19 protein-coding genes, 1 tRNA gene and 1 pseudogene are annotated in these 18913 nt (G+C 39.0%); 12 read left to right on the top strand and 9 right to left on the bottom strand.

The window, feature by feature from the left end; translation table 11 throughout:
- The first annotated feature begins 554 nt into the window (after positions 1 to 554).
- Complete coding sequence (locus ASF86_RS01780) at positions 555 to 1226, top strand: S24 family peptidase (RefSeq protein WP_005041852.1); 672 nt, start codon at positions 555 to 557, stop codon at positions 1224 to 1226.
- Between the two features lie 150 nt (positions 1227 to 1376).
- Here ASF86_RS01780 and ASF86_RS01775 read toward each other — a convergent pair whose 3' ends face one another.
- Positions 1377 to 1610, bottom strand: a complete 234-nt coding sequence (locus tag ASF86_RS01775) for a hypothetical protein (protein WP_005041855.1) — start codon at positions 1608 to 1610, stop codon at positions 1377 to 1379.
- Positions 1611 to 1783: 173 nt separating this feature from the next.
- Positions 1784 to 1860 (bottom strand) — tRNA-Met (locus tag ASF86_RS01770).
- A 254-nt stretch (positions 1861 to 2114) separates the two neighbouring features.
- On the opposite strand from ASF86_RS01770, the gene xseA reads away from it, so the two are divergent.
- Positions 2115 to 3380: an exodeoxyribonuclease VII large subunit gene (gene xseA / locus ASF86_RS01765; RefSeq protein WP_056478802.1), complete on the top strand. Its 1266-nt coding sequence runs from the start codon at positions 2115 to 2117 to the stop codon at positions 3378 to 3380.
- Positions 3370 to 3564: an exodeoxyribonuclease VII small subunit gene (gene xseB, locus ASF86_RS01760; RefSeq protein ID WP_003652614.1), complete on the top strand. Its 195-nt coding sequence runs from the start codon at positions 3370 to 3372 to the stop codon at positions 3562 to 3564. Before xseA ends, xseB begins: the two co-directional genes overlap by 11 nt.
- Before the next feature lie 256 nt (positions 3565 to 3820).
- On the opposite strand, the gene ASF86_RS01755 is transcribed toward xseB, so the two are convergent.
- The gene (locus ASF86_RS01755) at positions 3821 to 4039 is read right to left on the bottom strand and encodes a hypothetical protein (RefSeq protein WP_003652616.1); all 219 of its coding nucleotides are present in this window, start codon (positions 4037 to 4039) and stop codon (positions 3821 to 3823) included.
- A 48-nt stretch (positions 4040 to 4087) separates the two neighbouring features.
- A complete protein-coding gene (locus tag ASF86_RS01750) occupies positions 4088 to 4681 on the bottom strand; it encodes a LysE family translocator (RefSeq protein ID WP_056478799.1) in 594 nt (197 codons plus the stop codon).
- Between the two features lie 441 nt (positions 4682 to 5122).
- Here ASF86_RS01750 and ASF86_RS01745 point away from each other — a divergent pair, with 441 nt between their 5' ends.
- The gene (locus ASF86_RS01745) at positions 5123 to 5455 is read left to right on the top strand and encodes a hypothetical protein (protein ID WP_056478797.1); all 333 of its coding nucleotides are present in this window, start codon (positions 5123 to 5125) and stop codon (positions 5453 to 5455) included.
- Between the two features lie 487 nt (positions 5456 to 5942).
- Positions 5943 to 6293 (top strand): four-helix bundle copper-binding protein, encoded by a 351-nt coding sequence (locus tag ASF86_RS01740; protein ID WP_056478794.1) that lies wholly within the window; start codon positions 5943 to 5945, stop codon positions 6291 to 6293.
- Between the two features lie 661 nt (positions 6294 to 6954).
- Here the strand turns inward: ASF86_RS01740 and ASF86_RS01735 are convergent.
- The 3 genes from ASF86_RS01735 to ASF86_RS01725 form a co-directional block, all read right to left on the bottom strand.
- A complete protein-coding gene (locus ASF86_RS01735) occupies positions 6955 to 7368 on the bottom strand; it encodes a GFA family protein (protein WP_056478791.1) in 414 nt (137 codons plus the stop codon).
- 28 nt (positions 7369 to 7396) lie between these two features.
- The gene (gene cueR / locus ASF86_RS01730) at positions 7397 to 7798 is read right to left on the bottom strand and encodes a Cu(I)-responsive transcriptional regulator (RefSeq protein ID WP_004642046.1); all 402 of its coding nucleotides are present in this window, start codon (positions 7796 to 7798) and stop codon (positions 7397 to 7399) included.
- Between the two features lie 75 nt (positions 7799 to 7873).
- Entirely contained in the window at positions 7874 to 10345 is a 2472-nt protein-coding gene (locus ASF86_RS01725) for a heavy metal translocating P-type ATPase (protein WP_056478788.1), read from the bottom strand.
- Between the two features lie 165 nt (positions 10346 to 10510).
- Between ASF86_RS01725 and ASF86_RS01720 the strand changes: the two genes are divergently transcribed.
- On the top strand, positions 10511 to 10711 hold the full coding sequence (locus ASF86_RS01720; RefSeq protein ID WP_080026604.1) for a heavy-metal-associated domain-containing protein: 201 nt from the start codon (positions 10511 to 10513) through the stop codon (positions 10709 to 10711).
- Between the two features lie 52 nt (positions 10712 to 10763).
- Here ASF86_RS01720 and ASF86_RS01715 read toward each other — a convergent pair whose 3' ends face one another.
- A complete protein-coding gene (locus ASF86_RS01715; protein ID WP_003652630.1) occupies positions 10764 to 11723 on the bottom strand; it encodes a LysR family transcriptional regulator in 960 nt (319 codons plus the stop codon).
- A gap of 44 nt (positions 11724 to 11767) precedes the next feature.
- On the bottom strand, positions 11768 to 11896 hold the full coding sequence (locus ASF86_RS18875; protein WP_081407515.1) for a hypothetical protein: 129 nt from the start codon (positions 11894 to 11896) through the stop codon (positions 11768 to 11770).
- Positions 11897 to 12002: 106 nt separating this feature from the next.
- On the opposite strand from ASF86_RS18875, the gene benA reads away from it, so the two are divergent.
- From benA to ASF86_RS01685, 6 genes and pseudogenes are all read left to right on the top strand, one after another.
- Positions 12003 to 13385 (top strand): benzoate 1,2-dioxygenase large subunit, encoded by a 1383-nt coding sequence (gene benA, locus ASF86_RS01710; RefSeq protein WP_004642043.1) that lies wholly within the window; start codon positions 12003 to 12005, stop codon positions 13383 to 13385.
- Positions 13382 to 13901: pseudogene (benB, locus tag ASF86_RS01705) on the top strand (benzoate 1,2-dioxygenase small subunit). Before benA ends, benB begins: the two are co-directional and overlap by 4 nt.
- Positions 13902 to 13953: 52 nt before the next feature.
- On the top strand, positions 13954 to 14970 hold the full coding sequence (gene benC / locus ASF86_RS01700) for a benzoate 1,2-dioxygenase electron transfer component BenC (protein WP_056478783.1): 1017 nt from the start codon (positions 13954 to 13956) through the stop codon (positions 14968 to 14970).
- 21 nt (positions 14971 to 14991) lie between these two features.
- The gene (locus tag ASF86_RS01695; RefSeq protein WP_056478779.1) at positions 14992 to 15777 is read left to right on the top strand and encodes a 1,6-dihydroxycyclohexa-2,4-diene-1-carboxylate dehydrogenase; all 786 of its coding nucleotides are present in this window, start codon (positions 14992 to 14994) and stop codon (positions 15775 to 15777) included.
- 57 nt (positions 15778 to 15834) lie between these two features.
- Positions 15835 to 17028, top strand: a complete 1194-nt coding sequence (gene benE, locus ASF86_RS01690) for a benzoate/H(+) symporter BenE (protein ID WP_056478776.1) — start codon at positions 15835 to 15837, stop codon at positions 17026 to 17028.
- A gap of 478 nt (positions 17029 to 17506) precedes the next feature.
- On the top strand, positions 17507 to 18871 hold the full coding sequence (locus ASF86_RS01685; protein ID WP_056478773.1) for an aromatic acid/H+ symport family MFS transporter: 1365 nt from the start codon (positions 17507 to 17509) through the stop codon (positions 18869 to 18871).
- The last annotated feature ends 42 nt before the right edge of the window (positions 18872 to 18913 follow it).

Raw genomic sequence — 18913 nt, 5'->3', positions numbered from 1 at the left:
AACGTTTCAACTGGTACAACAAACATATAGAACCAAACAATATGCGTTTAAAGCATTAATTTAAAAATAGATATTTCCTTTTCTGAAATTGTAAAAAAGTATTAAAGCTCTCAAGTTTAAGCCTTTTCGGACTTTATTTTTTTGACCAAAAAGTTCAAATAAGGCTTTGCCGTATATCGGAAACTTTTGTTACGACTCACAATCTTTGTTAAATTCTTCATGTTCTTGATACCCTTTATCGACGAACATTAAGCCTGATCCACGGAATCGGGCTTTTTTTTATTCCAATTTTTGTTTTGATAGCCTAACTGCACATCATAATTGAGCTATCTCCCTTTTATTTTGCCTCCTATAAAAACAAAATAAATTTAGCTTTCATCTCAACACGTTGATAAAACTATAAATAGAGACTTAAACACTACTTAAACTTTATCTATTCATCTTAAGATATAACTGATATTATAACTATAGTTATTATTAGTCAATAACTATAGTTGTTTTACTCGATATAACTTAAGTTATATATTTGTTATAAGTTTGCAGGTGTGACCGTTATGGCTCTTAAAGACCGTTTAAAAGACTCTAGGCTTAAAGCGAAAAAAACTCAGGCTGAAGTAGCAGAAGCAGTCAAAATGTCTCAGCCTGCCTATCAAGCTTTAGAGTCAGGGAAAAATTTGAAATCAGCGTTTCTTCCATTAATTGCGCAATTTTTGGGTGTAGATGGTTATTGGCTAACAACTGGAAATATTGAAGATTCTTTTAGAGAAAGTGATGTATTTAGCCCCACTGTTGTGAGTGCTGAATCCACCGATCAATATGTCTGGGTTGAAGTTGTAGAAGCTAGCTTTTCTTGTGGTACGGGTGAATCTATCGAGTTTCACTTCGATGCAATTAATGGAAAAATTCCTTTTCCAGCCTCATTTTTTAAAGAAAAACGGGTTGCTCAAGAGTGCATGCGTATTATTAAAGCTAAAGGCGATAGCATGACCGATTACATTAAAGATGGAGATTTAGTCGGCATTGATATCTCTCAAACTGAAGTCATTGATGGCGAGATTTATGCGGTTTACTTTGCGGGGGAAGGAATGATTAAGCAGATTTTTAAAGAAGCAGATGGCTCTTTAATTTTGCACAGTTTAAATGAAAAATTTAGAGACCGACGTGTAACCGAAGAAAATGGAAAGAACTTTAAAGTCATGGGCCGTCAATTCTGGCGAGCAGGTTAATTTAGTTATAAATATAATTAAAAGAATAATTCTATCAATTTAATACGTTTTTGCTTTTTATAACTTTAATTATTTATAAATCGTATAGATATAAAAAAACCTATCTCCATTAAAAGAGATAGGTTTTTAGCTTGAGAGCTAAACATTTTATTAGCAATACGTACTTAAACGATAAAGCTGGTTAAATGCAGCATAAAAGCTTTTACCATCTTGGTTCAACTCGATTTCTTCACCAGTTTGAAGTTGAACTTTCTTACCAACTTCGACCCAACGATAACCATCTTGAGAGTTTTGCTTACGCACGTGAGGAACCACTCTCACATTAATTTCATTGCCATTTACGGCTGTGGCAATTTGCCACTCATTTACTATATTCACAATCATTCACTCATCACTGAGCTCATGTGATTTAACGGTATTTAATTAGAACGCTAGATTTAAGGTATGGACAGTCAGTCTAGAATTTAATATTTAGCTTGATATAGGGTTATTTATAAGCTAATGCTTTTCATAATTTTTGCATTATGAAAAGTGGTACATCACAGAGCATAATATTTTGGTTGCGGGGGTCGGATTTGAACCAACGACCTTCGGGTTATGAGCCCGACGAGCTACCAGACTGCTCCACCCCGCAATTGGAAGTAAGCTTTATACGCTTATATATTTTATAAAGCAAACTTTATTTTTTAATCTGTTGTAATTCATCAGTTTTATCTTTTTTAATTAATTTTATCTTTTGAATTAACTAGTAATGAACAACCTAAATTTAAATTTAATCTTTTGAATTGTTGTAATTATTTTAAACAGAACCCTAAATTCACAGACAGCAATTGCCTTGGTTGGATGGCTTTTATACTATCTAAGTTGGTCCTTTAATGTTTAGTTCGTATGTCTGAACCTCAGTTTTCCCTTAGTGAATATCTCGGCACAGTTCAGGAAGTCATACGTTTGGCTTTTGATGAACCAGTTTGGGTAAAAGCAGAGATTCGAAATTTAAATATTAAAGGCGGTCATTACTATTTAGAGCTTGCAGAAAAAGATGCCGAGACTGATAAAGTCATTGCAAGTTGTAAGGCCACAATCTGGAAATTTTCGGCAAGTAAAATTGTTCTAAAGTTTGAGCGTGAAACTGGTATTGAGATTTCAAGTGACTTAAATGTTCTCATAAAAATTCGCGCACGTTTTGATCCTCAATATGGATTTTCAGTCAATATTGAAGAGATTGACTCAAGTTTTACCTTAGGCGAAATTGCTAAACGTTATCAGCAAATTATTGAACGACTCACTCAAGAAGGTTTAATTCATAAGAACAAACTACTCTCAACTCCTTTTGATATTCAAAATGTTTTAGTAATTGCGCCTCAAAATGCTGCGGGCTTAGGTGACTTTAAAAAAGATGCCGATGCGCTAGAAAGAAATGGTGTTTGCCATTTTGTGTATCAGACCGCTACTTTTCAAGGAAATACAGCCGCAACCAGCTTAATCGAGTCTTTAGGTATAGGTTTACGGCAATGGGCCAGCACATTTACATTTCCGCCGGACTTGATTGTAATTATTCGTGGCGGTGGATCGGTTAATGATTTAGCGTATTTGAATGATTATGAACTTGCGGCTCTGCTCTGCAAACGCACTGTACCCATTTGGGTCGGTATTGGTCATGAAAAAGACCGTACCATTCTTGATGAAATCGCCCATCGTTCATTTGACACACCAAGTAAAGTGATTGCTGGTATTCGTAACCATATTGTTGAACGCGTACAAGAAGCCGTTGATAGTCTGCAAATCATTAAGCTCCTTTCGCAGCATCAAATCACGACCTATCAAAGCAAGAATGACCAACTGCTTCACCACATTAAATCTTCAGCACAAAGTCAACTTAACTCGGGACATCACCTGCTAGACCAGATGAAAGAACGCATTCAGTTTAGTTCACAGCAACAAGTTAAATTTTCATTAGCCCAAATCGAATCGTTAATGAAAGAAGTCCTTCTACAAAACCCGAAACAAGTTCAAGCCAAAGGGTATGCAATTGTTAGATCAGAAGGAAAAGCAATTCGCTCTATACATCAAATTTCAAACCCTGCCATTGCCATTGAAATGCAAGATGGTGTGATTGAAGCCAACATTACACAGGTAATTCCAAATGAAGAATAAAGAGTTAACATTTAAGGATGGCCATGACATTTTGAAGAAAAATGCCGAACTACTTGAGTCTCAAGAAAGCCCAGATATTGATAATTTAATGAAAATTGTTGAAGAATCGATTACTGCCTATAAAGCTTGTAAATCGCGCATTGAAGCAGTTCAACAAGCTTTAGATGAAACATTTAAAGAATAAAAAAAGCCCATTCCTACTTCTCATTGAAGGAATGGGCTTAGTGAAAACCACTTAGTCCTGAAATGCAAAAGTGTGGATTAGGTCACACTTTTACAAAAAGCATGGTCCCACAACTATTTGAGATCTTCAATATTTTAATTGTGTCTATTACGTTAGTTTGACTTTATTTTCAGCACTTCTTAACTAAAAATCCTTCGATTAAGATCATACTAAACACACATTCTAATTTTGGTCATTTTCAAACATGCTTTAAAGGCTATTCCTCATTGAATGGCCCAATCAATTGATAAATTTTCCCGTCTTTAGGATTTTCATAGAGTAAATCCATATTGGGTAAAATAATGTCATCATCAATTTCAATATGTTCAACGCTTTTATGAAGCTCAAGGGCGTGGTCGTTCATAGGTCGAACTTTTGCCAAAGCAATCGTTTCTTGGTTAAACTGGTCCTTAATAATTACTTTTAATCTTTTCATAAAAATCTCCTAAAAATTAAAATTTTTAATACTAATAATGGGTTAAATCTAAAATGAGCTAATCGCTGAATAGCCGATTGGCATAGCAAAAAAAGTTAAAATAAATGCAGCCGTACGTTGTAAATTACGTTGGTTTAACCAAGTTACTTTGTTTGAAATTAATACGGTTCCAAAAGCAATCCATAAAAATGCAATGGGTGTAATTAATGATAAAAAAATAGCAATATGCACAAAATAAACGTGAAGCACTTCCCATGCTGCATGTGGAAAAATAGCAGAAGCAAAGAGTAAAGCTTTAGGATTCAAAAGTGTTGCAACAAATAAAGCCTTAGGCGTAATAAGTGGGTTGTCTAATTTGGTGTCATTTGTTGATGTTACCCAAAGTTTAAATGCAAGGTAGAGAATGAAAGTTGCACTTATTAACTTTAATAAGGCAGGAAGCCAAGGGATTAAATGTGAAACTGACTCAAGCAAAACACCCCATGAAGTAATTGCAATGAGATAACCCATCACTTCAGCAGGAATAAGTTTAAGAGACTGCTTCACCCCTGCCTGTATTCCAGCCGAGGCTAACAATGTGTTTGTGGGGCCTGGAGTCAACAAAATGGTGACCACTAGTCCAATAAACAGAAATGACACCATAGGCAACGAACTCTTTAATTATGCTAGGCGAAATATGTCAAAAATGAGCATCTATTGTCGACAAAATGGTTGTAACAAGAAATATTAAAATTAAATTAATTAATGTTAAAACAAATCATTAACTCAAACCGACTGTAAATTCACTTACGATTTAAATAATTTCAAATGTGCAAAATCGATCACATAAATAGAGAATAATGAGCTATTATTACAAGCCTCTACCACATTAACTTGAGAATTTTTTACTCAAAAAATCTGCTGTTTTTTAATATTTTGAACTTTATATAACTGAGTAAATAGCAGCTTTTGCCTCACTTGAAATTTTAAAATTGAACAATATATAAACAATTAGAAATCGTGATTTTACTGAATATGATGTCTCACTCCCCATCAATTCATTGATTGTCGCTTTCATCAAATAAATCAAATGATGGAGGATGCATGATGAATGCTTATGTTCGCCCTCATCCAGATGGTTTTAAATCTTACTTAGGTAAAAATCAGAAAACTGGCCTCTATGCTGTGCGGCTCGGTTGGACGGTTTATGAAACGAATGGCAATGGTTCTGTGCTGTACATTGTCAAGAATGAAGATAAGATTCCATTGGATGTAAACAAGTTTAAAACTGATCGTCCCAAAATCTATGCTGCGCTTTTAAGTGAAGTGCAGTTTCAACGTAAAAAACAATTAGCTATTGATCTGCAACAATCTAATATTCCATCTTATGAGCGCCAAGCCTACAACAAGCGTCGTGGGTTTGTAGGGTCTTCATAAACTCTTTCATTCAACCCGATGTTAGATTCATATATAGAAAAAGCACCCTCGGGTGCTTTTTCTTTTAACGACCAGTTGTAATTAATACGAACATACTCAGTATTAATGTGCTTAATGATCGTTTGCAATGGATGTGGACTTCATGCTCAGCTCCGTGAGCGTATTGATTAACGTTTTCCATTTCGTGTCCTTCAAAGTTCACATTCCTAATTTGCCTAATATTCACACAATAAGAAATTAGCCAAAAGTATTATATGCAATTAAATTTAACACAATCCTTAAATTTAATTGCCCCCTTCTATTCTCAAGAAATAAGCGCTTTTAAGCTAAAAACTGGATGTAACATTCTACTACGAGGTTAATTATGTATTGGGTATTTGTACCCCTTTCATCTCAAATACCCATTGTTTAAAAAATGATCTATAAAATGAAAAAACATAACAATATTCCATTTTTTAATAAAAACTTTTGGAATAGGAGAATTCGTATGCAAATCAATCAAGAAGCAAATAATTCATTATTTTGCCAAGCCTCTAGCTCAATTCAAGCCTGCGTAGAATGTATGATTGCTTGTAAGACCTGTGCAGCCGCCTGTTTACAAGAAGAACATATGATGCGTGAGTGTATTAAACACTGTCTGACTTGTGTAGAAATCTGTCAGTTATGTACTTCTTTAGAGTTAAGGCATTCTGAGTTAGCTGAACAAGCGATGCCATTATGTGCCCATGCATGTCAACTTTGTGCAGCAGAATGCGGCAAACACAAGCATGAACACTGCCAAATTTGTGCTAAAGCATGCCTAGCTTGTGCTCAAGCGTGTCAAGCCTATCGTGCATAGTCGCGTAATGCATAAAGAAGTTTGTATAGCTGATTTATAGTCAGGCTATATATGGTAAGAAAATTTCTAAAAAACTTAATGACTTAAGATATTAAAAACTAATAATTTATCTTTTTTATTTAAGAGAGGTTAATAATAACTTTTCTTTAGGCATAAAAAAAACCCGCATCTTGGGGAAGAATGCAGGCTCTTAGATCTCCCACAACGACCATGAGTCCATTATTAAACTTGAACTTTAAACCGTTAAGTAAATGTACCTATAAATAAATTAAATTGCAATACAGAATAGTCTGTATGTTTAAAAAATTTTATTATTTCTACATCTTTTTATTTGCTTAAGAACAAATGGTAAAAAATGGCGTCATAAAAAACTTTATTTATGGTCTGGTCATCCAATAGATAGCTTTTTTATAGGCATTAAAAAAGCCCGTTTCACGGGCTTTTCTGCAACGGTGAGCAATCTAAGATTTGTGTCTATCCATCTCTTACATGCTCTTTGCTAGCTATATGTAAGGTCTTATCGTATCTTTTGCCCTGTCCCAAGTTTCCCTGTGGATCGAGGAGATATTACGATTACCTTAAGTACAGTTATAGCACATTATTTATTCATGGCTAGTCTTGTTCACGTTTTTTTACAAACAAGCCCTACCCGATTAAATGACTATTTTTGAACCCCATCTGTTGCTTGTAAGTATTGTTGGGCATGATCACCAATGGTATGCCAAGAGGCCTTTGAAGCGACATAGGCATGAGAGCTAACTTGGGTAGATATTTCTTCATTAATGAGCCCCACCCTTAAACGCACCACATCGGGTTTATCTAAACGTTCACTCCAGATAGGAGAGCCACAAGTTTTACAGAACACTCTCTTTTTATTGGAAGACGCAAAATAAGCCTGTAACAGGTTTTCTCCATGCACAACTTTTAAGTCACTTTTCTGTACTTGCGTAATGGCAGCAAAAGCAGCGCCTTGTGCCTTTTGGCATTGCGTACAATGACAAACCATGATGGGTTCTAATTCGGAATTAATGCGCAGTTGAATCCCATTACAAAGACAAGAAGCTGTATAAGCCATGATTTTCCCTTTTTTATTTTAATGAAACTTAGCTTACACCCACACCTTTTTCAATGTGATCTAAGATCGCACAAGAAGCTTGCTGGTTGCCGCAGCAATCATCGGCTGAAGCCTGCAAAATATTGACCATTTCTTGTAGATGGGCAATTTTCTGTTTTAATTCGGCAATGTGTTTTACAGTTAAGGCTTTCACCTCTGCACTCTGCCGGTCTGTATTTTTCCAAAGCGAAATGAGCTCTTTCATTTGTTCGGATGAAAAACCTAACTCTCTGGCATGTTTTAAGAAGTTTAAAGTCTTTAGGTCAGTTTCTGAGTAAATACGATAGCCCGAAGCTGAGCGCTGAGCGGCTTCAAGTAAACCGATTTCTTCATAGTAGCGAATCATTTTCGCCGAAATGCCCGAATGTTTGGATGCCTGACCGATATTCATCTCACACCTCAAATATTAAATTTGGTTTAAGACCTGCTGTCATGATCTTAAATCAAAAGATGAGTTTCAGCACGCTCACTGTACTGGCGCATGAAAACGTTTTAAGCGTAATGCATTTCCTAAAACAAAAACTGAAGAAAGTGCCATCGCGCCTGCTGCAAACATAGGTGAAAGTAGCACGCCAAATGCTGGATATAATGCGCCTGCCGCAATTGGAATAAGTGCAACGTTATATACAAATGCCCAGAACAAGTTTTGGCGTATGTTTCGCATGGTGGCTTTACTTAACGCAATTGCGTTCGGCACACCTTTTAAACTACCTGACATAAGCACAACATCAGCAGCTTCAATAGCAACATCTGTTCCTGTACCAATGGCTAAGCCGACATCTGCTTGCGCCAAAGCAGGTGCATCATTAATGCCATCCCCTATAAAGGCCAAACGACCATATTGTTTTTGCAGTTGGCGAACTGTGTCCACTTTACCTTCGGGTAAAACCTCTGCCACAACTTCATCAATATTAAGTTTTTTAGCAATCGCTTTCGCCGTATGACGGTTGTCCCCTGTAATCATGGCAACTTTTAGACCTAATTGATGTAAGGCCTCAATCGCAGCATAGGTTGTTTCTTTAATTGGGTCTGCAACGGCAATAATCGCAGCAAGTTGTTGATCAATGGCAACATAAAGCGGTGTTTTACCCTCTTCACCCAACTGTGCAGCAATCGCTTGGAATGCACCAGTGTCTAAACCAAGTTGGTGCATATAACGGTCTGCGCCAATTTGTACTTTTTGGCCTGAAACTTCAGCTTTAATACCTGAACCTGTAATCGAGTTAAATGCTGTTACTGGTAATAAAGTTATTCCCTCGCCCTCAGCAGCCTGAACAATAGCGAGAGCAATCGGGTGTTCAGACTTGGCTTCAACCGAGGCAACCAAAGTAAGTACTTGCTCACGCTCAAAACCTGATTGCACATTAAAGTCTGTCAGTGTTGGTTTGCCTTCAGTGAGCGTTCCAGTTTTATCAACAGCAACCACCTGCGCTTCTTGTAAAAGCTGCAAAGCTTCGCCTTTACGGAACAAGACACCGAGCTCAGCACCACGTCCAGTACCGACCATAATCGAAGTTGGTGTTGCAAGCCCCATCGCACAAGGACAAGCAATAATCAGTACTGCAACAGCATTCACTAAACCAAAAGTTAACGCAGGTTCTGGCCCAAAGATAAACCAGACCAAGAAAGTAATTGCAGCAATGAGCATCACCGCTGGCACAAACCACATGGTGACTTTATCGACCAAACCCTGAATCGGAAGTTTAGAACCTTGTGCTTGCTCAACCATGCGAATAATTTGTGAAAGCACAGAGGAGCTACCCACTGCGGTTGCCCGAATGTTTAAAGTACCGTTCTGGTTGACCGTACCACCAACCACTTGCTGCCCTACTATTTTTTCAACTGGAATAGGCTCACCCGTAATCATAGATTCATCAATGTAGCTGTGTCCTTCAACTACTTCACCATCGACAGGCACACGCTCACCCGGACGAATTTCTACAACACTTCCGCTCACCACTTCGACAACAGCAACTTCCACCACTTGACCATCACGCTGAATACGAGCTGTTTTAGGCTGCATACCGACTAAATGCTGAATAGCTTGCGAAGTACGTCCTTTGGCTTTGGCTTCAAAATATCGTCCGAGCAAAATTAAACTGACAATTACAGCAGCCGCTTCAAAGTAAACATTGACCGTGCCTTGTGGTAACACATGCGGCATAAAGGTTGCTACAACAGAAAAACTATAGGCAGCCAAGGTTCCAACAGCCACCAGCGAGTTCATATCTGGTGCTAAACGCCATAAGGCTGGAATGCCTTTTTGATAAAAACGGCGACCAGGAAAAACTAAAACCAGTGTGGTCAAAACAAATTGTAAAAGCCAGCTATTGTATTGACCAATCGTGTGCATGATCCACATGTGAAAAGCTGGGATTAGATGAGAACCCATTTCCAAAATAAACACCGGTAAGGCCAAAACAATCGAAATGATCAAATCTTTTTTAAGCTGATCTAACTCTGAAGCTTTTTTATCGAGCTGCTCATTTTGATTTTTTTCAGAGGCTTTTGCGTCGTAACCTGCTTTTTTAACAGCGCGAATCAGATCTTCAACATTGACTGAATTATCTGCCTGAACCCAAGCCTGCTCTGTGGCTAAGTTAACTGTCGCCTCTTGAACGCCGTCTACTTTTTTAAGGGCTTTTTCAACACGCGCAACACAAGATGCACAGGTCATACCCTCAATTGACAACTCCACTGGTGCAGCTTTGGGAACATCATAACCCGCTCGTTCAACTGCTTTAACCAGTGCTTCACGCTGAATTGGTTGGTTTGAATATACAACAGCTTTTTCTGTTGCCAAATTAACGTTAGCAATTTCTACATTTTCAACTTTCTTAAGTGCTTTTTCGACACGACCTACACACGAGGCACAGGTCATACCTTCGATTGGAAGTGTTTCACTATATACTGGCAATTTTGTTTTTTTTGAGTCCATCAAACACCTCTGCAAATCTACAAAATTTTATCAATTACATTGAGCATACAGATTCCCATCATGGGAAGGTCAAGCATATTTTTTAAAAAATTGGTCTTGACCTTACAATCATGACAAGGTTTAGACTCAGTGTTATCCAAACAAACATCTCATTCTTGATGGAGTATGAACATGAAACTACTTATTGAAAATATGACTTGTGGCGGCTGCGCGCGTGGTGTGACAGCAACGATTCAAGATGTCGACCCAAATGCAAAAGTAGACGTAGATTTAGCGACAAAAATCGTAACTGTAGAAACCAGTGAAAGCGTCGATAAAATTACCGAAGCGCTGGACGAAGATGGTTTTCCAGCTCAAGTGCAGTAAGAATTTACATCAACGCATAGCTTCAAACTTTGAGGCTATGCATTCGTCTTATTTAAAAATCGATACCATTTGAATCATCTATTGGGTTCTGATCAAGTGTAAAAACAGTCCGTTGATAAGGTATCCCTTCTAAATCGTAAACCTGATAAATACAATCAAATAAAAGCTGTAAGTCTTCACTTCTGTCCATTGCGCGTGCAGTAATAAAAATCGGACTGACTGCGCCGTTATCTAAAATCGGAATGTAGTTTAAATGAGGAAAGCGAATGGTATCGGCACTGGCAGGAATAATACACAAACCTTCTCCCGCTGCGACCAAGCCCAAAGCTAGTTGAATTTCCCGTATCTCATGCATATTTTTCGGAACCAAACTATGCTCAGCAAAAATATTTAAAAGCTGGGTCGAAAAATTAGGTTTCGGTGAAGTGGGATACATAAACATCTTTTCATCAATAAGATCGGCCAGATATACCCCTTCCGTACGCTGAGCAATTGGGTGGCTGGTATGTGCAGCAACCACCAGTCGTTCTTTACGCAGCAGAATACGTCTCACCGCAGGGTCACTAATTCTTAAACGTCCAAATCCGACATCAATACGGCCTTCTTTTAATGCCTGTAGTTGCTCAGTCGTACTTAACTCCATCAATTGAATATTCAAATGAGGTTGTTGTTGCCGAAATAAATAAATGATTCGAGGCAGTAAACCATAGAGTAAAGACCCGACAAAACCAATCGTCACACTACGTTCAATCAGACCAATACGTTTGGTCATACTTTTTATTTCTTCAGCATTCGACAAAAGTTTAAGGGCGTGCTGATAAAAGAAATGTCCGGCTGGGGTTGTCTGTAAAGGACGGCTTCCACGCTCAAACAGTTGAATTCCAAGCTCACTTTCCAGATTTTGGATCTGCCGACTCAAAGGTGGTTGAGCAATAAATAGTTTTTCGGCTGCCTTTGTGAAGCTCTGCTCTTCAACAACAGCCACAAAATACCGTAAATGTCTTAGTTCCATAAGGCTTCCATACCTTTAAGATATAAAAAAATGCAAATTCAGTCTTAGACACAGTTTAACCATTCTTTTAAGGTATATACAAGCAACAAACCGATGAAGTGATGAATTGCTTTGTGAAAAGCCTTCTTGCCAATTTTTAAGTGATTCATCTTCATCAATTCACGGTTAAACACCCAGCGCGCTCATGCGCTTCATTGACAATATTAGGATATCAAGACCTTTTAGATCTTAGCTAAGGCCTTGGTGACTTCCACACTTTTGGAAAGTCGGAGAACGGACATGCCACGTATTCCTGTAATCAATACTAGCCATCTTGACCGTATTGATGAATTACTTGTCGATAACATCGATACAGGTGAATTTAAACTTCATCGCTCAGTGTTTACTGACGAAGCCCTATTTGACCTTGAAATGAAATACATCTTCGAAGGTAATTGGGTTTACTTAGCACACGAAAGCCAAATTCCAAATAATAATGACTACTACACCACTCACATTGGTCGTCAGCCCGTCATCATTGCCCGCAACCGTAACGGCGAATTGAATGCCATGATCAATGCGTGTTCACACCGCGGAGCACAACTTTGCCGTCACAAGCGTGGTAACAAAGCAACATATACCTGCCCTTTCCACGGCTGGACGTTTAACAACTCAGGTAAACTCCTAAAAGTTAAAGACCCAAGCGAAGCTGGTTACTCTGACTGTTTTAATCAAGACGGCTCGCACGACCTTAAAAAAGTGGCTCGCTTTGAGAACTACAAAGGCTTCTTGTTTGGTAGCTTAAATCCAGATGTTCCTTCACTTGAAGAATTCTTGGGTGAAACCACCAAAATCATCGACATGATTGTTGATCAATCTGAACATGGTCTGGAAGTTTTACGTGGTTCATCTACTTATACCTATGAAGGCAACTGGAAACTCACTGCTGAAAATGGTGCGGATGGTTACCACGTTTCTGCTGTTCACTGGAACTATGCAGCAACGACTCAACACCGTAAAGAAACTCAAGCTGCCGATAATATTCGCGCGATGAGCGCTGGTTCTTGGGGTAAACAAGGCGGTGGGTCGTATGGTTTTGAAAATGGCCACATGTTGCTTTGGACACAATGGGCAAACCCAGAAGACCGTCCAAACTTCCCGAAAGCAGACGAATACACTGAAAAATACGGTGAAGCGATGTCGAAGTGGATGATTGAGCGATCACGTAACCTGTGCCTCTATCCAAATGTGTATTTGATGGATCAGTTTGGTTCGCAAATTCGTGTACTTCGCCCACTTTCTGTCAATAGAACCGAAGTCACCATTTACTGTATCGCTCCTAAAGGCGAAGCACCAGAAGCTCGCGCACGCCGTATCCGTCAATATGAAGATTTCTTCAATGCTTCAGGTATGGCAACACCAGACGACTTAGAAGAATTCCGTGCTTGTCAGGCAGGCTACGCAGGTATTGCACTTGAATGGAATGACATGTGCCGTGGTTCAAAACATTGGATTTATGGGCCAGACGATGCAGCAAACGAAATTGGTTTAAAACCAATGTTAAGTGGTATCAAAACTGAAGATGAAGGTCTTTATCTTGCCCAACATCAATATTGGTTAGAAACCATGAAACATGCGATTGCATCAGAGAAAGAAATTGCTGATCAGGGAGAAACAGCATGAGCACTCAAGACAAAGCAACTTTAGAAAATATTGCTCAGTTTCTCTATCGCGAAGCTCGCTTTTTAGATGATGAACAATGGGATGACTGGCTTGCATGCTATGCACCGGAAGCTTCTTTCTGGATGCCAGCTTGGGATGATGACGATAAATTAACTGAAGATCCACAATCTGAAATTTCACTTATTTATTACTCAGACCGTCAAGGTTTAGAAGATCGTGTGTTCCGTATTAAAACTGAGCGTTCATCTGCAACCATGCCGGACACACGCACAAGCCACAATATTGCCAACGTTGAAGTCGTAGAGCGCGATGGAGATAAAGTTACTGTTCGCTTTAACTGGAATACCTTGAGTTTCCGTTACAAGACAAATTACAGCTATTTCGGTATGTCACGTTATGTGATCGATTTTTCAGGTGATCAACCAAAAATCTTGAGCAAGTATGTCGTTTTGAAAAATGACTACATCAATCAAGTGATTGATATCTACCACCTTTAAGACATACCCCCTCAGTTAAACGGACTGTTGGCTGAGGGTAAAAGTTTCAAATATTTTGTAGGATACATGCCATGTCAAACCACAATATTGCACTTCAATTTGAAGATGGTGTTACACGTTTCATTAACGTAGCTCAAGGCGAAACCTTATCTGACGCAGCCTATCGCCAAAAAATTAATATTCCTTTGGATTGCCGTGATGGTGCATGTGGAACTTGCCGCGCATTTTGCGAGTCAGGTCATTATGACATGCCAGAAGAAACCTATATTGAAGATGCATTAACACCAGAAGAAGCCGAGCAAGGTTATATTCTTGCTTGCCAATGCCGCCCAACTTCAGATGCGGTATTCCAGATTCAAGCATCGTCAGATGTCTGCAAAACAGAAATTCATAGCTTCCAAGGTACATTAGCTCGCGTTGAAAATTTATCAGATTCAACCATCACGTTTGATATTCAACTTGATGAAGGCCAACCAGATATTCATTTCCTTGCAGGTCAGTATGTGAATGTTGCAATTCCAGAAACTGGTGAAACACGTTCATATTCATTTAGCTCAAAACCGGGTAATCGCTTAACAGGCTTTGTAGTACGTAACGTACCAAATGGCAAAATGAGTGAATTCTTGAGTAAAAATGCTAAAGCCGGTGACAAAATGACATTTACCGGTCCATTCGGTAGCTTCTATTTACGTAATGTAGCGCGTCCCGTGCTTATGCTAGCAGGCGGTACTGGCATTGCCCCATTTATGTCGATGTTACAAGTGCTTGAAGAAAAAGGTTCAGAACAGCCTGTTCGTTTAGTCTTTGGCGTAACCAATGATTTTGATTTGGTGGCTCTAGAAAAACTCAATGAGTTGCAGGCGAAATTCCCGTGGTTTGAATATCGTACTGTAGTTGCAAGCCCTGAGAGTAACCATGAACGCAAAGGCTATGTCACTGGTCATATTGAAAGTGAATGGTTAAACGCTGGTGATGTCGATGTTTATCTATGTGGACCCGTCCCAATGGTAGAGGCTGTACGTGGCTGGTTAGAAACTGAAAATATCAAACCTGCTAATTTCTTGTTTGAAAAATTCTCTGCAAACTAAATCAAGGTGGAGAAATTATCTATGTCAAACCGTCAAAGATTTACCGATAAAGTTGTGATTGTTACGGGTAGTGCTCAAGGTATTGGTCGTGGCGTGGCCCTGCAAGTCGCGGCTGAAGGTGGACAAGTCGTCATGGCTGACCGCTCTGAATATGTTGAAGAAGTTCTCAAAGAAATTCAGAGTGCAGGTGGTGATGCTGTCACGATTAATGCCGACCTTGAAACCTACGCAGGTGCTCAAGCGGTTGTTGCAAAAGCCATTGAACACTATGGTCAGGTAGATATCCTGATTAATAATGTAGGTGGCGCGATCTGGATGAAACCTTTTGAAGAGTTTTCCGAAGAAGAGATCATTAAGGAAGTGAATCGCTCGTTATTTCCAACTTTATGGTGCTGCCGCGCTGTGTTGCCCGCCATGATTAAGCAACACTCGGGTGTTATTGTAAATGTATCTTCAATTGCCACCTGTGGCATTAATCGTATTCCCTACTCGGCATCTAAAGGTGGTGTAAATGCTTTAACAGCATCTCTTGCTTTTGAACATGCCAAAGACGGGATCCGAGTCAATGCCGTTGCGACGGGTGGAACCGAAGCACCGCCTCGCAAAGTACCGCGTAACGCCAACCCATTAAGTCAAAATGAAAAAGACTGGATGCAGCAAGTGGTTGATCAAACAATAGATCGAACATTTATGGGCCGTTATGGCACAATTCAAGAACAAGTGAATGCAATTTTATTTCTTGCATCAGACGAAGCATCGTATATGACCGGATCGGTTATTTCGGTCGGAGGTGGAGATCAGGGTTAACCCTGATCTTTTTATATGATTGGGTAAATAACATGATTTGCATGGAGGCAATCACACATGGCAACCCTGTTAAAGACATTAAAAAATGACTGGTCCATATCAGCAACTGTTGCTGGCTTTCTTGCAGTTTTAATTTCTTACTCAGGCCCACTGATTATTTTCTTTCAAGCTGCTCAGCGTGCCCATGTGTCCACCGATATGATGGTTTCATGGATTTGGGGAATTTCAATTGGTGCTGCTGTTTCAGGTATTTATCTTTCGATTAAATATAAAACTCCTGTCATTACCGCATGGTCTGCACCAGGTACTGCCCTGTTAGTGACGCTATTTCCCAATGTCTCATTGAATGAAGCAGTAGCTGCTTATATTACTTCTGCTATCGTTATTTTTTTAATTGGCATTACTGGTTACTTCGACAAATTACTTAAATGGATTCCGCAAGATGTCGCTGCTGGCATGATGGCTGGTATTCTTTTTCAATTTGGTATTGGTCTATTTACCGCATCTGATAGCATGCCTTTTATTGTTTTTAGCATGCTCATTGTCTTTTTAATTGCCAAGCGTTTAATGCCACGCTACACCATGATTTGGGTATTAGCTGCCGGAGTTTTATTAAGCCTCATTTTAGGAAAAATGAATCCTGTTGATGTGAGTTTTAGTTTAGCTATCCCGCAGTGGATTAGCCCAGAGTGGACATGGAACTCAACTCTTAACCTTGCTCTTCCTCTCATTTTAGTCAGTCTAACCGGCCAATTTTTACCGGGTATGGCGATTATGAAACTCAGCGGTTACGACACGCCAGCCAAACCGATTATTAGCGTTACCAGTATTGCCTCTTTAGCTGTTGCTTGCGTAGGTGGTATTACCATTGTGCTTGCCTCAATTACCGCTGCTTTATGTATGGGCAAAGATGCACATGAACTTAAAGAAAAACGATATATTGCGGGTATCGCTAATGGAATTTTTTATATTTTAGGGGGCTTATTTGCTGGCAGTATTGTCATGCTATTTAGCTTACTTCCTAAAGAGTTGGTTGCAGCACTGGCAGGTTTAGCCTTGCTTGGAGCGATTGCCACAAATATTTCTGTCGCCATGAGAAATGATAGTCAACGTGATGCTGCACTTATTACCTTTTTAGCAACAGCATCAGGCATGCATTTTCTTGGATTAAGCTCAGTTTTTTGGGGTATTTGCATTGGTGTAATCGCCCATTTCATTCTCACACCACGATCAACTCCAGCCACAAATTAAGTTTTTTATCTAAACACTCCAACCAAAATAAAGCCTCAATCGCCAAATCAGGATGCAAATAATTTGCTAACCCTGATTTGGCGATTTTTATTTAATATCAATTAAATTTAATTTTCAAAGGTCAATTTCTAAAATAATTAAATAATAGACTTTAATCTCCTATCTTAATATTTTCATTCCAATTAATAATATAAATTTAGCTCTATTTTTATCAGTGATTCTTAGCAATAAAATCAAGAATAAAACACCAATAAAAACATTGAAATTCTCACCATATAATATTTACCACTATTTAATACAGATGATAAAACCCACTTCAACAATCAAAATAAATTCATATTTTTCAAACAATTAAATTAATAAAAACACAATACCTTAAAGACATAAAGATATATCAATTAGGTTTTTGACTCTAACTCAATAACAAAATAGTTTATTAAAAAATAACGCGATACTTCACAAATTGGAGGTGAAGAAAATGGATACGAGCAAGGTTAATATTAATGAGCTAATTGACAAGGCCAGTTTTACTTCTTTTCATTGGAAAGTTTTAATCTGGTGCTTACTTATTATTATTTTTGATGGATATGATTTAGTCATTTATGGAGTAGCACTCCCTTTATTAATGCAACAATGGTCATTAACTGCGGTAGAAGCAGGTTTGCTGGCAAGCGCGGCTCTATTCGGGATGATGTTTGGTGCCATGATTTTCGGCACACTTTCGGACAAGCTCGGGCGTAAAAAAACCATCCTGATTTGTGTGACTTTATTTAGTGGATTTACCTTTATCGGTGCTTTTGCCAAAGGACCAACTGAGTTTGCAATTTTGCGCTTTATTGCTGGCCTTGGTATTGGTGGCGTGATGCCAAACGTGGTCGCTCTCATGACCGAATATGCGCCGAAAAAAATTCGTAGTACATTGGTCGCAATCATGTTTAGTGGTTACGCAATTGGCGGCATGACATCTGCTCTACTCGGTGCATGGCTCGTTAAGGATATGGGCTGGCAAATCATGTTTTTACTTGCAGGTATTCCACTGCTATTACTCCCACTGATCTGGAAATTTCTGCCTGAGTCTCTCACCTTTTTAGTGAAATCTAATCAGAGTGAACAGGCAAAAAGTATTGTCAGCAAAATTGCGCCTCAAACTCAGGTAAATGCCAATACACAACTGGTGTTAAACGAAAGCACAACAACTGAAGCACCTGTCCGTGCGCTTTTCCAACAAGGCCGTACCTTCAGCACATTTATGTTCTGGATTGCTTTCTTTATGTGCTTACTCATGGTGTATGCCTTAGGAAGCTGGTTACCTAAACTTATGCTGCAAGCGGGCTATTCACTAGGTGCGAGCATGTTGTTCCTGTTTGCACTCAACATCGGTGGCATGGTTGGTGCAATTGGTGGCGGTGCTTTAGCAGATAGATTCCATTTAAAACCCGTCATTACCATCATGTTTATTGTTGGGTCAGCAGCTTTAATTTTACTTGGCATCAATAGTCCACAATTTATTTTATATAGCCTGATTGCTATTGCTATTGCTGGTGCTGCCACAATTGGTTCGCAAATCTTACTCTACACTTTCGTTGCACAGTTCTATCCGACAGCACTTCGTTCAACTGGCATGGGCTGGGCATCTGGAATTGGCCGTATCGGCGCGATTATCGGCCCCGTTTTAACTGGTGCCCTACTCACATTTGAGCTTCCTCACCAAATGAATTTCTTAGCAATTGCAATTCCGGGTGTGATTGCTGCACTTGCAATATTTATGGTCAATCTTAAAGCCTCTGTTGCTGCACAGACTCCATCAACATTTAACACTCAAAACACGCTTACCCAGCAGTAAACCTACATGCGCCTAGGACTGGCGCATATATCACGGAAATGG

It is taken from the genome of Acinetobacter sp. Leaf130 (assembly GCF_001423205.1).
Lineage (GTDB): Bacteria > Pseudomonadota > Gammaproteobacteria > Pseudomonadales > Moraxellaceae > Acinetobacter > Acinetobacter calcoaceticus.
The sequence above is the reverse complement of the archived record's forward strand: the minus strand, read 5'-3'. Positions and strand labels throughout refer to the sequence as shown.

Coding starts and splice junctions, on each gene's coding strand:
- ASF86_RS01780 (WP_005041852.1), top strand. CDS start 555: ATGGCTCTTAAAGACCGTTTAAAAGACTCTAGGCTTAAAGCGAAAAAA.
- ASF86_RS01775 (WP_005041855.1), bottom strand. CDS start 1,610: ATGATTGTGAATATAGTAAATGAGTGGCAAATTGCCACAGCCGTAAAT.
- xseA (WP_056478802.1), top strand. CDS start 2,115: ATGTCTGAACCTCAGTTTTCCCTTAGTGAATATCTCGGCACAGTTCAG.
- xseB (WP_003652614.1), top strand. CDS start 3,370: ATGAAGAATAAAGAGTTAACATTTAAGGATGGCCATGACATTTTGAAG.
- ASF86_RS01755 (WP_003652616.1), bottom strand. CDS start 4,039: ATGAAAAGATTAAAAGTAATTATTAAGGACCAGTTTAACCAAGAAACG.
- ASF86_RS01750 (WP_056478799.1), bottom strand. CDS start 4,681: ATGGTGTCATTTCTGTTTATTGGACTAGTGGTCACCATTTTGTTGACT.
- ASF86_RS01745 (WP_056478797.1), top strand. CDS start 5,123: ATGATGAATGCTTATGTTCGCCCTCATCCAGATGGTTTTAAATCTTAC.
- ASF86_RS01740 (WP_056478794.1), top strand. CDS start 5,943: ATGCAAATCAATCAAGAAGCAAATAATTCATTATTTTGCCAAGCCTCT.
- ASF86_RS01735 (WP_056478791.1), bottom strand. CDS start 7,368: ATGGCTTATACAGCTTCTTGTCTTTGTAATGGGATTCAACTGCGCATT.
- cueR (WP_004642046.1), bottom strand. CDS start 7,798: ATGAATATCGGTCAGGCATCCAAACATTCGGGCATTTCGGCGAAAATG.
- ASF86_RS01725 (WP_056478788.1), bottom strand. CDS start 10,345: ATGGACTCAAAAAAAACAAAATTGCCAGTATATAGTGAAACACTTCCA.
- ASF86_RS01720 (WP_080026604.1), top strand. CDS start 10,511: ATGAACATGAAACTACTTATTGAAAATATGACTTGTGGCGGCTGCGCG.
- ASF86_RS01715 (WP_003652630.1), bottom strand. CDS start 11,723: ATGGAACTAAGACATTTACGGTATTTTGTGGCTGTTGTTGAAGAGCAG.
- benA (WP_004642043.1), top strand. CDS start 12,003: ATGCCACGTATTCCTGTAATCAATACTAGCCATCTTGACCGTATTGAT.
- benC (WP_056478783.1), top strand. CDS start 13,954: ATGTCAAACCACAATATTGCACTTCAATTTGAAGATGGTGTTACACGT.
- ASF86_RS01695 (WP_056478779.1), top strand. CDS start 14,992: ATGTCAAACCGTCAAAGATTTACCGATAAAGTTGTGATTGTTACGGGT.
- benE (WP_056478776.1), top strand. CDS start 15,835: ATGGCAACCCTGTTAAAGACATTAAAAAATGACTGGTCCATATCAGCA.
- ASF86_RS01685 (WP_056478773.1), top strand. CDS start 17,507: ATGGATACGAGCAAGGTTAATATTAATGAGCTAATTGACAAGGCCAGT.